Annotated in this window: 10 protein-coding genes and 1 tRNA gene; 5 read left to right on the top strand and 6 right to left on the bottom strand. The window is 41.3% G+C overall.

The window, feature by feature from the left end; translation table 11 throughout:
• Positions 1–37 precede the first annotated feature (37 nt).
• Both FGL37_RS12735 and FGL37_RS12740 read left to right on the top strand, forming a co-directional pair.
• On the top strand, positions 38–838 hold the full coding sequence (locus FGL37_RS12735; protein ID WP_051607366.1) for an N-acetylmuramoyl-L-alanine amidase family protein: 801 nt from the start codon (positions 38–40) through the stop codon (positions 836–838).
• 62 nt (positions 839–900) lie between these two features.
• Positions 901–1,848, top strand: coding sequence for an MlaD family protein (locus FGL37_RS12740; RefSeq protein WP_028072345.1), 948 nt, complete (start codon positions 901–903; stop codon positions 1,846–1,848).
• A gap of 69 nt (positions 1,849–1,917) precedes the next feature.
• On the opposite strand, the gene FGL37_RS12745 is transcribed toward FGL37_RS12740, so the two are convergent.
• From FGL37_RS12745 to FGL37_RS12765, 5 genes are all read right to left on the bottom strand, one after another.
• Complete coding sequence (locus FGL37_RS12745) at positions 1,918–3,960, bottom strand: S9 family peptidase (protein ID WP_028072344.1); 2,043 nt, start codon at positions 3,958–3,960, stop codon at positions 1,918–1,920.
• A gap of 167 nt (positions 3,961–4,127) precedes the next feature.
• Positions 4,128–5,600 carry a cell envelope integrity protein CreD gene (creD, locus tag FGL37_RS12750; protein WP_037534551.1) on the bottom strand — a complete coding sequence of 491 codons (1,473 nt, stop codon included), beginning with the start codon at positions 5,598–5,600 and terminating at the stop codon, positions 4,128–4,130.
• A 4-nt stretch (positions 5,601–5,604) separates the two neighbouring features.
• Complete coding sequence (locus FGL37_RS12755; protein WP_051607365.1) at positions 5,605–6,096, bottom strand: Coq4 family protein; 492 nt, start codon at positions 6,094–6,096, stop codon at positions 5,605–5,607.
• A 51-nt stretch (positions 6,097–6,147) separates the two neighbouring features.
• Complete coding sequence (locus tag FGL37_RS12760) at positions 6,148–6,450, bottom strand: winged helix-turn-helix domain-containing protein (RefSeq protein ID WP_028072342.1); 303 nt, start codon at positions 6,448–6,450, stop codon at positions 6,148–6,150.
• Positions 6,447–7,058 carry a hypothetical protein gene (locus tag FGL37_RS12765; RefSeq protein ID WP_028072341.1) on the bottom strand — a complete coding sequence of 204 codons (612 nt, stop codon included), beginning with the start codon at positions 7,056–7,058 and terminating at the stop codon, positions 6,447–6,449. Before FGL37_RS12765 ends, FGL37_RS12760 begins: the two co-directional genes overlap by 4 nt.
• 148 nt (positions 7,059–7,206) lie before the next feature.
• Here FGL37_RS12765 and FGL37_RS12770 point away from each other — a divergent pair.
• Together FGL37_RS12770 and FGL37_RS12775 are read left to right on the top strand one after the other, a co-directional pair.
• Positions 7,207–7,288, top strand: a tRNA-Leu gene (locus FGL37_RS12770).
• Between the two features lie 68 nt (positions 7,289–7,356).
• On the top strand, positions 7,357–8,682 hold the full coding sequence (locus FGL37_RS12775; protein WP_028072340.1) for a trigger factor: 1,326 nt from the start codon (positions 7,357–7,359) through the stop codon (positions 8,680–8,682).
• Between the two features lie 193 nt (positions 8,683–8,875).
• Here the strand turns inward: FGL37_RS12775 and FGL37_RS12780 are convergent, their stop codons facing one another.
• The gene (locus FGL37_RS12780) at positions 8,876–13,258 is read right to left on the bottom strand and encodes a translocation/assembly module TamB domain-containing protein (protein WP_051607364.1); all 4,383 of its coding nucleotides are present in this window, start codon (positions 13,256–13,258) and stop codon (positions 8,876–8,878) included.
• Positions 13,259–13,312: 54 nt separating this feature from the next.
• Here FGL37_RS12780 and tsaD point away from each other — a divergent pair, with 54 nt between their 5' ends.
• Positions 13,313–14,314, top strand: coding sequence for a tRNA (adenosine(37)-N6)-threonylcarbamoyltransferase complex transferase subunit TsaD (gene tsaD, locus FGL37_RS12785; RefSeq protein WP_028072339.1), 1,002 nt, complete (start codon positions 13,313–13,315; stop codon positions 14,312–14,314).
• The last annotated feature ends 14 nt before the right edge of the window (positions 14,315–14,328 follow it).

Consider the following 14,328-nt stretch of genomic DNA (forward strand, 5'->3'; position numbering starts at 1 on the left):
ATTTTGTTGCGTTTATAGTAGAGCAAATAATTATTCAATGAAATCAGATTTAAGAATTAGAAAATGGTGTAGCGCCATGTGTGCTACTTTGGGATTTTTTTTATTGAATTCTTTCCAATTGAACAACGGCCAACCTCAGCCGCCTGACTATCAGATTAAAACTATTGTCATCGACGCGGGGCACGGCGGTAAAGATACCGGAGCACAGGGACGTCGTTCCCTGGAAAAAAATATCGCCCTGGACGTCGCTTTGAAACTGGGCCGCCAGATCCAAAAGGATATACCCGGCATCAAGGTTATTTATACACGTACTACTGACGAATTTGTCGAACTTTATAAGCGTATTCGCTTGGCGAATGCCAACAAAGCCGATTTGTTTATTTCTATTCACTGTAATTCCAGTGGCGCTAGTGCACATGGCACCGAAACTCTGGTGTCGGGATCTCATCGTTTAGGTCAGCAGGATGCGGCTGTACGTGAAAATGCCTCGCTGTTACTGGAAGCAAATTATAAGGAAAACTACCAGGGCTTTGATCCAAAGGATCCGGAAAGTGCAATTATCTTTTCCCTGATGAAAAATAGATTCCGCGAGAAAAGCATCCGCCTGGCGCAGATGATTGAAGGAGAATATGTAAAAGCCGGTAGATATAGCCGTGGATTCTGGGAAAAGGGTTTAGCCGTATTGGCAGAAGCAGGCATGCCAGCGGTATTGACTGAGATTGGATTTATCAGCAACCGGGAGGAGGAGAGCTATCTGCTGTCGGAGGAAGGGCAACAGGAAGTCGTTAATAATCTGGTTTCAGCAATTAAAATCTATAAAAATTCTGTCGAGCGTTAAACAGATTTGCTTTTGTGCTGTTTTAAACTTAAATTAAGGATGCATTACAAAAGGAATAATTTGTGAAAATATCAAACGAAACAAAAGTCGGCATATTAGCAACAGTTGCAATAGTTTTATTATTTATTGGTTATAGCTTTCTGAAGGGCAACGACGTATTCAGCAGCGATAATACATTTTACACGACCTATGATGCGGTCGATGGGCTGACTCCGTCAAAGCCGGTTCTGGTTAACGGTTATCAGATAGGGCGGGTTTCCAAAATGATTCTGCAGCCTGATGGCAAGATCAAAACTGAGTTTAAGATTCATTCGCACTATCAGATACCGAAAAATACCGTCGCGCGTATTTCGAGTACGGATCTTCTGGGTAGCAAAGCTATCGTTTTTGATATGGGAAACAGTACGGAGATGGCCAAGGACGGTGATTACCTTACTTCGGGTGTACAGGCAAATATTATGGACAAAGTAGAGCCTATCCAGAAGCGCATTGAAACCATTACGATCAAGCTCGACTCTACCTTATCTGTAGTCAATACGGTTTTGGATAAGCAATTCCAGGACGATTTTAAAAATAGTATTCATAGCATTTCGACCTCGTTAAAGAATGTTGAGGGGATTACGAAAGATGTAGAAGGCTTGGTGGGAAATGAGAAGGGACGATTGAACCGCATCATGGCCAATCTGGAGTCCATAAGTTCCAATTTTTCACAAAACGGAGACAAGATCAACGCGATCATGGCCAATCTGAATAATATAACCGACAAAGCTGCGCGACTGGACTTTGAGCAGACCATGAATAAAGTGAATGCAGCGATGTCTGATTTTCAGAGTATCACCAACAAAATCAATAGCGGACAGGGCTCAATCGGCCTGCTTCTGAATGATGAACAATTGTACAATAACCTGAACAATGCGTCCAAGGAAATGGATAATTTGATGAAGGATGTGAAAGAGAAACCGGGTAAATATATTCGACTTTCTATTTTTGGTAAAAAGGGTGAACAATAGACTCCTGTTATCATTTTAACGAAATAAAGCCTGCAATAGCAGGCTTTATTTCGTTAAAATGATGTCTCTTTATAAAGTTTCTTGCAGCCAGGTAAAGAACTCTCTTTGCCAAACTTGTGCATTTTGTCCGGATAACACCCAATGGTTTTCGTCCGGTAGGTAGACAAGTCTGCTCTTGATCTTTTTGAGCTGGGCTAATTGAAACGCGGCTAACCCTTGTCCTATAGGAACGCGATAGTCTTTTCCACCCTGAAAGATTAAAATGGGGGTATTCCAATTGTTGGCCTTTTCAATGGGGTTGAATTGAGTGTAGGATTTTTCGTTTTTCATTTCCCAGTAAGGACCACCAAGTTCATGGTTGGCGAAAAATAACTCCTCGGTCGTGCCATACCAGCTACGCATGTCAAAAAGCCCATTATGTGCAATAAATGTTTTAAACCGGTTTTGATGTACGCCGGCGAGCTGATAGACTGAATATCCACCATAACTGGCCCCAATTGCTGCCCGCCGCGCGGTATCGACATAGGATTCTTTGGATATATCATCGATCGCTGCAAGATAATCCCGGATTGGCTGGCCGCCCCAATCTTGCGAGATAGCTTCGTTCCATTTCACCCCCCAGCCGGGCATACCCCTGCGGTTTGGTGCAATCACAATGTAGCCTTGGGAAGCGATAAGTTGCAGGTTCCAGCGGAAGGAATAAAATTGTGTGAGTGCCGATTGTGGGCCGCCTTCACAGTAAAGTATAGTCGGGTATTTTTTTGCAGGATCAAAGTTAGGAGGATAGATAACCCACGAAAACAGATCTGCGCCATCGGAGGCTTTTGTTATGCGGCTTTCAATCTTGTTATCAGCGATTTTTGCGTATTTGGAAGCATTCACCTTGGTTATCGGCGAAAGAGTTTTGCTTTTGAGGTCAAAACTGTAGATTTCAGTTGCACGCGTAAATTTTGTCAAGGTGACAATAAGCTTGTCTTTAGTTTGGCCAACAATACCAGTAATATCAAAATCGCCTGAGGAGATCTGCTCTATTTGCGGCAGACTCCGGGATTTAACGTTGGAAGGTACTTCCAGTTCAAATAGCTGCACGGTCCCCTTGATCGCCGCCGTGAAGTAAATTTTTCGGCTGTCGCTGCTCCACTGGAAGGCGTTTACCGTGCCGTCCCAGTGCGCTGTTACGTTTAAACGTACGGAGCTATTCTTATCAAACAGAATGATATCGTTTTTATCCGATTCATATCCATCTGTTTTCATGCTAAGCCATGCAAGGTTTTTTCCGTTCGGGGAATATGCTGGAGCGGTATCGTAACCGTTCATCCCTTCTGTGAGATTAGTAGTTGCTCCGGTAGCGATATCATACCGATAAATATCGGTGTTGGTACTGACGGCATAATCTGTTCCAAATTTTTTCTTGCAGACATACAGTACCGCTTTGCTGTCAGGGGACCAAGTAAAATCTTCTGCACCACCAAAGGGAGCCTGCGGGCTATAAAAAGGCTGGTCTTTTAAAAGATCTATCGGCTCGCCGAGCTTTCCGTCGCTGTAACTGGCTATAAATGGATGATTGAACTTGCCGTCGTTGAACGTATCCCAATGCCGATAATCCAGGTTGTCATAGATATAAACATCTGATTTTGGCAGCTCTGGGTACTTATCCTTGCTATGATACTTTTTAACGAGTACGGGTTGGCTAAAGAGAATATATTTTCCATCGGGAGAGAATTTTACATTGTCCAGTGCCGTTTCGCCGCTGGTTAATTGAGCTGGCTCACCCTCCGTTAGATTTTTTTTCCAGAGCTGACCCTTCAGCAAGTAAATGACATCGCCGTTGGGTTCAATATGCACGACAGTCTCACCGCCTTTTTGATCGGTAAATTGGGTATCGCTTCCGTTGCTCAGCGAAACCGTATATAAGTTCTTTTCACTGCTGTTGTTTTCCAAATTATAATTGGAAACACCATAAATTAACGTTTTGCCGTCAGCAGAAAGTCCTTCAGCCGACACACGGCCAAGATCCCAAAGGCCGCTTGGTGAAATGGGTTGTTTCTGTTCTTGTGCATTGCTGAGGTTGCATGCCATAATTGCTAATGTAAGTATTGTCAGTTTTTTCATATCTATATTCCTGAAAAATATCCCCGCAAGTTACAGATTTTGCCACTAAATGCTAAGTGAAGTAAAGAAATAGCCGTTTTCTGTTGAAAGAAGTCGGCTACTTGTCATTGCGTTATGATTTTTTTAGCAAAATACGGAATAATATCCAGTACATCCTCAGATGATGCCTATTGATCTGCATGATTATTGTCAAATTGATACCAGTTGATTTTAGTTGATACGCGCATAAGGATGGCAAGGATAATGAAAATCCCAATGGTACCGGCAATGAGTGAATAATCTCTGAGCTGCATGAGGATATAAATAAACAGGTAGAAAATAGCTAAAATAGCACTGAGCAATAAAGCTGATTTCCAGTCTTTTGTAATCGACCTAATAAAACTGCCAATCAACAATACCGTGGCCATTGAGGCTATAAGATAGGCTGGGTTAAACCCGAGATGTTCGGATAGCGCCAATAATAATGTATAAAAAAGAACCATGGCCACACCAATTAAGATGTATTGAATAATGTGCACACGTTTTTTCTTGATGACTTCGGTGAATAGCAAGGATGTGAACGTCAGAACGATGACTAAAATGCCATATTTTGTGACCCGCGTTGTTTTTTGATAGTTGTTGACATCGGGTAGGAAATGGATGCTTATCATATCACTGTTGGTTAGCCGTTCGTCGGCAGCGACTTTTGCAGCAGGGGCCGTCTGATCTGTACGTTGCGCATTGAACCCGTCCCCAATTCTGTTGTTTTCGTCGAAATGGTAAATAGGCTGCATGTCGCCTGTCCATTGTTGCGGAATCTTCCGGCTAAAGGAAGGGATTTCCCATGACGCCGAAAAGCTGGATGTCTGCGTATTTCGTTTGTCCGGCAAAAATGCGCCGGTAAAACTCGGGGTTGCCCAGTTGCCCTCTGCCTGAATGTTGGTCTGTTCGCTGAGGGGCAAAAAGTTCAAAGATCGAGATCCCTTCAGGTCGAGTTCGATCGTAAAATGTTGCTCGTTCTGACCGGCGGCGAGGGGGATGTTGCTAACCAGATTTTGGTGAAATAATTTGAAACTATGCAAGTCAGGATCAAAAGTAAATTGACTGTTGTTCCAAGATAAAGTAGGACGCTTTCCGAGACCTTTAAAGTCCTCAAGACCTAAGATGATTTTACTGCCCTTCCAGTCGATATTTTCTTCTGGGATTTCGAGGTTCTTTGGATCTATTTTGCTAAAGGTACCTTCGAGTTTAATATGGCTGCCGTAGACCACGGATTCATAAATGCCCCTCGACAGGTGCTGAGGATCGACCTTGGCCATGATATTGCAGGTTCGTGGCAGGATGAATATCCACTTCATTTGTTGGTGCTCCTGTACAATGGTATTTTGGTTTTTCTCTGAGGATTCGCGGATTGTTTGCTGATATGGGATAGCAAGAATAGGCCCGGAGACAACCTGGTCCTGTCCCCAGTTGAGCGCGATTCCGTCAGATACTTCCTGTTCCCTTGTTTTGCGTTCTTCGATCAAATCTTCGATCAGAGATAACGGTATGAGCAATATCAGGGAAAGAAATAAAATCACAAATAATTTTAAGACTGTTGAGTTCGTGATTTTGTCGAATAACGAATATTGACCGTTATGAAATGAATTATTGTTATCCATGATTTCAGTTATTTAAGTTTATTTGCACATTGTTGCTGTAAAGAGCAATCTGTAGTTCGCTGAGCTGATAATGGAGTATTTCTTTAAAGTCGATGTGATAGAATTTTTGTAATGACCGGCCTTTTCGGAACGCTCTTTTATAATCATTGGTATACTCGGGATACAGTATACCTCCGACGACAATCATTCCGAACAAATAAAGGCTGATTTTTCCATTACCCAATAATAAATACTGCATGGCTATTTCGTCCTGAATCTCCGTTCCGGTCTCTGTCAGGATATGGAAAACATCGTGGTTTTCCAGTTTGGGCATCACGTCGAAGCCTTTGCTCTCATAAAACAGTCCTAGACGGTGGCCAATGCTACCTGCTGGGTAGGCTAAAAATTCTTCTTTGCTAATCCCCCAGGCTTTTTTGTTCCATTTAAAAATGGAGGCATACACCTTGGATGACCAATCATAGAGGTGTAGCATAAGACTTAACCGGATTTCTTTCATGTTTATTGTTTTAAAAGTACTTTGTGTTTCAAAGTAATTGAATAAAAAAAATTATTTATACTGTTGTTTTATTAAGTTTTCCAGAGCGATAAGATGGTTTTCAAACGCTTTTAATCCTTTGGCTGTTCTTTTATATCTTGTATTGGGCTTACGGTCAACAAAGCTCTTTTCTACGATAATATATTCCTCTTTTTCCAGTGTTTTGAGGTTAGAAGCCAGGTTGCCGTCAGTCACATCGAGTAACTCTTTTAGTGAACTGAAGTCATATTCTTCATTTGCGGCGAGGATGCTCATAATCTGAAGGCGTACTCTGTTTTCAAATATTTTGTCATATAAAGAGAGGTCCAATTTCACGATTCATACTTTTTGTAAACGATAAAACCATAGATGATGTGTAGCACACCGAATCCCAATCCCCACAGCAGCAACCCGTAATCAGGAAAGCATAAAGCGACCAAGCCCAAAGTGATCTCCAATATGCCCAGCCATTTAACTTCCGCAAACGTATATATGCTTCCGGCAGACAGAGCCAGTCCATAGAAAATGAGGAGCATGGCTGCAATCAGATGATAATAGTCCCCGGCAAGGAGTACCAAAGATACGATACCTCCCGTTAATAGTGGGATTGAAACTGCAAATAAAAGGGATTTGCTGGTAATATTCCAAATGGACTGTCTGTTTTTCCTCGCTTTTTTACGAGCCATAAGCCAGCCGGTGACTAAGGACAGCAATAAGATAAGTATCGCCGTGCCTAGCAGCAGATCTACCATGCTGATATTGCCTCGCACCATGCTCATGATATGGTATGGATTGTATAGACTATATCCGGCAAAGGCGGTTCCGATTAAAGCATAACAGCCAATGAGCACGCCGGACAATCCACTTATCGAAACAAATTTGGACGACTTCTCCATTAGTGATCTGATCTGGCCAAGCTCTTTAAATAAATCTTTCTGTTCCATAAAAGTACTTTGATATTCAAAGTAAGTGAATAATAATGTATTATGCAAGAGCAAAATAAAATATTGAAAAAAAACAAAAAAAGAGTAAAAAATACTTGCATGATATCGCTTTCATTTCTATCTTTGTGGCATCAAAAGAAATCCTAATGCGGAAGTGGCGTAATTGGTAGCCGCACCAGACTTAGGATCTGGCGCCGCAAGGCGTGGGGGTTCGAGTCCCTTCTTCCGCACTTGATGTCCTCCCGAACTTAAAACCTCGGGAGGATTTTTTTATGAATGCGATATAGCTAAAAAGAGTATGAATATTTCACACGAGAATGTAGATGCAATCAATGCGGTAATCAATGTCGCATTAGCACCTGAAGATTATAATCCTCAAGTCGACAAAGAGATTAAGGCACAAGCTAAGAAAGCAAAGTTGCCGGGTTTCCGTCCGGGTCAGGTTCCTCCGGGACATATTAGACGTACGTATGGTAAGTCTATTTTATTTGATGAGATCAATAAATTGGTGAATGAAAAAATCACGAATTATATCGCTGAGAATAAACTGGAAGTATTAGGTCAACCTCTTCCTTTGGAAGACGATGCTCAATATAACTGGGATTTTAAAGACAATTTCAACTTTAAATATGAGATTGGTCTGGCTCCTGCGTTTGAGTTGCCATTTACTGCTGAGACGGAATTCACTGCTTACGAAATCAAAGCTGATGAAGAAACTTTGGCAGACCGTATCAAAAACTTACGTCGTAGCTACGGAAAAATGACGAATCCCGAAGTCTCGGAAGAGGGCGACGTATTGTATGCTACATTAAAGCAAGATAAGGAAGATGGTTTAGAAAAAACGACTTCTATCCGTACTGATATTGTTGAAGATGCAAAAATCAAAAAATCTTTAGTAGGTCTTAAAAAAGATGATACGGTAAAGATTGATGTGAAAAAAGCTTTCAAAACTGAAGATCTGGCACGTATCTTAGGTATCAGTGAAGAAGAAGCTGCTGCTTTGGATGTCACGAAATTTGAATTGACTGTTAAAAACATCAACCGTTTAGAGGAAGCTGATCTTAATCAGGAGTTTTTCGATAAATTATTTGCAGAAGGTGAAGTGACAGAAGAGGCACAGTTCACTGAGAAAGTAAAAGAAGAGGTAGAAAACTTATTTAAACAGAATTCAGATCAGAAATTACGTAATGATATGTATACTTTTGGTATGGAAAAAGTTGACGTAACTTTCCCTGAGGAATTCTTGAAAAAATGGTTGAAAGCAACAAACCCAAGTATTTCTGACGAAGAATTAAATGAAGGTTTTGCGGATTTTCTGAACAACCTGAAATGGACAATCATTGAAAACCGTGTTGTTACTGAAAATGGTCTTGAAGTTAAATATGATGAGGTGATCAATTTAGCGAAAGAACGCATTTATGCGCAGATCAAGATGTACAATATTAACGAAGAACCTTCTGATGAACAACTGAATCAATTTGCCATCCAGTTGTTACAGGACAGAGAGCAAGGAAACCGTCTGTTTGAGGAAGCTAAAGCATTGAAAGTATTTGATCACTTAAAAGGCTTGGTAAAATTAAACAGTAGCGAAATTGAGTATAAAGAGTTCGAAAAATTGGCATAAATAGCAAGCCAATGATCAAAGAAAGGCCTTTCAATACAATTGAGAGGCCTTTTTTATGTTATGAATATTGACCTTATCCACTTCTGCTTGCATAATTGAGCAGAGCAATACGGTGGGACCGGATAGTTGAGCACACCTCTCATTCCTATTATAGCCAAATGAAGGTGTTCACGCCCTTCAGTTCCCTGATGAACTAGTGGGGTTTATTTTTATCTGTTGCTTTCTGGGCCGGAACGATGCTGTTCTTTTTTCCTATTGGAAATAGTCGTCTTAAAAATTCTGAAAATGTATTGAACTCCTGGCGGTACAGTAAGCCAAATGCGCTGATATATTCGCCATCATTTGGGCTGAGCAGAAAATTTCTGGTATTAAGACGATTGGAAGCCCGGAGTACGAGCCTTCCATCTTTTCGAAGATAAAATAAGGCTTCTGCGTCCGTTGATACGCGGTCTGAGAAAACGTTTAAATCTGTCAGTGCCTGATTGCGGCGGTCTGAGATGCCCCCCGTAAGGACGAGGCGGTCATTGAACAGACGGAGCGATGCAGAGGCATCGTTGAGCGACTTGATATTGATATCAAAGAAGTTGATGTTCAGTGATTGCGCAATGATGTTATTTATTTGATTAAATGCAATTTCAGTTCCCGCTGAAAGTAAGGTGTTGTTCACCTCTTTGCCAAAATCACTTTGTGTCCCCGGTGTGAAGCTGCGCCGCACAATTAAGCTCAGGGCCTGCTGATTGACGTTATTGGCATCGGAAAAATAGCCCTGAAGTTCATCTTTGACACCGGGATTCTGAGGGAAGTTAATATCAAAGGTAATATCAGGCTGGCTCAGTTGTCCCTTTAAAATCATATCGGCCTGTGCAAGCACGCGTTCGGGGTTTTCTTCTCTTCCCGCCGCGTTATACAATGGGGCCAAGCTAGTTCTTTGTTGGTAAATTGCATTGATATTGATATTTGCTTCCGCCGGATTTCCGGCCCATCGTATTGTGCCGCCTTCTTTTAGGTCGAAAATTTTATTGATATAATCCTGAGCCGTAAAATTAAACTTACCACTATTGATAATGAAGTCGCCGAACATCTCAAAATCACCTAATGACGATATCCGCATATTAAGATTGCTATTGCCTTTTCCCGAAAGTTCACCCATGCTGGAAAATAGGTTGATCTCAGCATTGGGGGTGATTAACAGGTCCATATTCATTGTCAGGCCGTCGAAATCCCGTTTCTTCTGTTTGTTTTTCGTTTTGGTCGAGTCTTTATCGATGAAATAGATAAAATCACTATCGGAGATGGTGCTGGCATTATTAAACGGTATATTGATGACGGTATTTTCTTCGGACTTGGCGCGTATGTTGATGTTCATGGCGGAGGTCAGCCCTTTGAATTCAAAATTGCCCGAAGCATAGGCTGTGCCGTAGTAAATGCTGTTGTCCTTGATGGTAGTATTTAATACCATGAAATTTTTTGCTTCAGCTGTCACATCAATATCTGGATCGCTTAATTTATTGAGGTCCACAACCCCGTCGATAGTAGCTACATTGTCTTTCGGGTCGTAAATTTTGAGTCCTGTTAGGAAAATCCTGTTGTTTGATACGTTGATTTCATCCGATAGGCGATAAGGAGTTTTCAGGTAATTTATCACCATGGAAGCATTCTGCAGTTTCCCCGTGCCACTGAATTTAGGGTTTAATATATCACCTTCAATATCCAGATCCGCATTGATTTTACCTTTGATGTCCGATACGAGATTACGTAAAAAGGGTTGAAAGACAAAAACGTCGGTATTTAAGAGCGATGCCTGCAGGTTTAATTTATTATTTTCACTTAAATGATTATAAAAGCCCCTCAACTGCATTAATTTATCGCCCTCCTGGATCTTACTGTCCAGTTTTACCAATTGGTTTTCAGGGTCGTAGTTGGCGTCGAGGTACAGTGAGCCGATCGGAATATTGTTGTACAGAATGGGGGAGGTCTTGATATTGGCCACAATAAACGGGGATTTAAAAACAGAGTTAATCTCAATGCTTCCGTTGAGGTTGCCCGAAAGGTTGATGCCGTGTGGTTTTGTAATACCATTTAAAGAGGTAAGGTTAAAGTCCTCAAATTTCAGATTGATCCGATCAGAAATATCATTGGACAGTATACCGTTTATATGCACCTTCTGTTCGGCATGGCTTAGGGTTAGTTTCTCGAAATACCATTTACCTTTGGAAATTTTGAGCTGGGCATCATTATTGACAAGCCATTGTTCTCTGTTGATCAGGATATTGGATGGATAGAAGTTGATAAAGGCAGGTTTTGCATGGGCAAAGCGGATAACACCGTTTAAATCAAGGCTATTGCTGGCTTCCAGTTCTGACATCTTTATATTGAACTGCAGGCTGTCATTGACCAAGGTATTGGAAATGTTAACATTCTTAATATAGGTGCTGTCCGTGAAGTTGATCTGGTCAATGGAGGTTTGTAGCTCCATATTTTTGAGACTGGCATTCTGGTCAATAATCAAATGTCTCAGCCGGATGCCATTATATTTAAACTCGGGGGCATAGAAATTGAAACTCGCAGTTTGTTTTTCGCTTGCAAATTTGGCATTTAATGTCGCTCCACTATCTAGCGAGACGTCTTTCCGAAAAAAGGTGGCGATAGGGCGGAAGGAGGTGATATTGATATTCAGGTCAAAGTCCTGGCGGTTGAAGCTGCTGTTTTCGAAACCTATGGCAGGTGCATAACGCATGGCAAGTGACTTAAAATAGGGAACAATTGTATTTAAGTCTATTCTTCCCTTGAGATCGATATGTCCGATAGCCGACTGAAGCGTGAGTGAGCGGGCCTCCTGATCCCCTTCTGCCAAAAACTGGATATTTTTAATCGTGAACCTGCCTTTGGAAGAAGTGAAACTTACACTATCCGATTTAAACTCGCCCGTGATATTGTTGATGTTGTCACCGATCAGGCTGGTATGGAGTTTTGTATCCATAATAGTGATGGAGTCGCCCTGAAAAAGCTGAAGCTTTTTTAAATTAGCCTGCTCAATTGCTGCGTCCAGGTGATAACTGGGCTGGGCAGACCAATCGATATCGGTCGTAAACTCCACCCTAAGATTGGGGTCGTGTACCGATCCGGATCCAAGAAATAACTGATTGGCTATATGGCCTTCGATCCGGAAGCGTTGATAGGTATAATGTTTAAAATTAAAATTGGTAAGGTCACCTTTTACATCAAGTTTTAAGTGTTTAGGGGCTGTGCCAGTGCCATTGAGCTGCAGGTCAAAGCCCGAGCTTCCCAGATCTTTCCGTTTGGTAACAGCTCCGAGATCGAAGTGTTTCGACCGGAAATGGCCTGCGTATATGATCTCTTTACGCATGTCAAAGGAACCGTCGATATCAACGCTGCCAATATCGCTTTTTAAGGTTCCTTCAGTTTTGAAATTATTGTACTGACCATGTAAACTGCCTTTATAGGCAAACGTGTTAAAGGTAGCGACGATCTGTGGGAGTTTGAAGTTTTTTAGATTTCCTAAATTGCTAACAACAGACTGGAGATCCTGATAGTCAGTGGAAATAAATGCATCAGGAATTATAAAATTTGTTTTATCCATATAGGGTAGTCCCACGATCCTCAGATCGCCTGTTAATTTGGTGTTCTTCCCAATGGTAAGATCAATTTCCGAGGCATCAATGGCTGCTACCGTACCTTTTAAGTTGCCTTTTTTAATCGTTGCATCGAATTTTACCTGGTGCATCGGTGAGGAAAAGTAGGCAATATCTTCGGAATGAATACGCGAATCCCGTGCACGTATTTTCACATCGACTTTATGGATGAAATCCGAAAAATCGTCGAAGCGATTATAGTCTAATCTCAGGTAATTCTTGAGAGTGGAGCGGTTGGTGGCAAGCATAAGGTCATGCATTTCGATACTCCTGTTACTTACCGAAGCCCGAGCGAGCAGCCCCTTGATGATCAGTCCTTTCTTCTCACGAAGGTTAAAGGTCTTGATTGTTGCCGAGACGCGGTTGGAATCTATTTTAATGTTTTCAAAATGAGCATTGAATTTGGAAATACCCAGATCGCCAAAATCAACAACCTTGTCATAATGTTTCTGATTATGGTTGACATACCGAAGGGAATTGTTTTTGATAAGCAGCTCCTTGAGTTCGAAGTCAATCTTATTGGAACTCTTCTTCTTTTCTTTCTTGGGTGGATTAAAATAACGGATCAGGAAGGAGATGTTACTGCTATCCTTAAACTGCTCAAATTGGCTTTCAGTGTTTTCAATCGTCAATTTATTGATGACGATTTTGTTGAGCTCAAATAGCTGTGATAAATTAACCGCCGCCTCTATCTTTCCAGATTTTATAATTTCTTTACCTTGCGGTGTATAGATTTCAAAACCTTCAATTACAATTGATTTAAAAGGCTTGAAATAGATGCTCTTGAGATTGATTTTTGTATCCAGCTCATTGGACAAATATTTTATGGCACGTTGTGCGGCAAAATTCTGGACAGGCTTCAACTGTAAGGATAAAGTCAATGCGAGCAGTATAACGAATACACTGCCTAGCACTATTGACATTATTTTAATTATTTTTTTGATACTTTTGTAATCTAAATTTTTTACCCTTTAGCTATGGCGATTATTTTAGGAATTGAATCTTCTTGTGATGAAACATCCGCTTCTATCTGTATAAACGGTGAAATTCGTTCAAATGTTATTGCCACCCAAGCTATCCACGCAAAATATGGTGGTGTTGTGCCTGAATTGGCTTCGCGTGCTCATCAACAGAATATTATCCCTACTGTGGAAGAAGCCATTCGTCAGGCAAAAATAAACAAAAATCAGATAGATGCAGTGAGTTTTACGCGGGGTCCGGGATTATTAGGTGCACTTTTAGTCGGAACCTCTTTTGCAAAATCATTTGCTCTCGCCCGAAACATCCCTTTGATTGATATCAACCATATGCAAGCACATATTTTGGCACATTTTATTGATGATCCCAAACCCAGTTTTCCTTTTTTATGTCTTACTGTTTCGGGGGGACATACGCAAATCGTACTTGTAAAGGATTACTTTGAGATGGAACTATTAGGGGAAACGCTGGACGATGCTGCTGGGGAAGCTTTTGATAAGACCGCGAAAATACTAGATCTTCCCTATCCAGGAGGGCCTCTTATTGATAAATTAGCCCATGAGGGTAATGCAGGAGCGTTTAAGTTACCTGAGCCTCAAATCCCTGGGCTCGATTTCAGTTTTTCAGGATTAAAGACCGCAATACTTTATCTTGTACAGGACCAGATAAGGTTAAATCCTGACTTCCTGAAGGAAAATATTGCTGATTTATGTGCAAGCGTCCAATCGCGTATTGTATCTATTCTGCTGAACAAATTGAAAAAGGCAGCGAAGCAGACTGGCGTAAAAGATATTGCCATTGCCGGTGGAGTGTCCGCGAATTCAGGACTAAGAAAAGAGTTGATGGAAATGGGAAATAAGTATCGTTGGAACGTTTTTATCCCCAAATTTGAGTACTGTACAGATAATGCAGCCATGATTGCTATTGCAGGTTATTATAAATATCTAGCCGGAGATTTCGTCGGACAGGATGTTGCTCCATTGGCACGCATGCATTTATAGCCGGTGCCTTCGAA

Origin of the sequence: Sphingobacterium thalpophilum, from assembly GCF_901482695.1 — a bacterium.
GTDB lineage: Bacteria > Bacteroidota > Bacteroidia > Sphingobacteriales > Sphingobacteriaceae > Sphingobacterium > Sphingobacterium thalpophilum.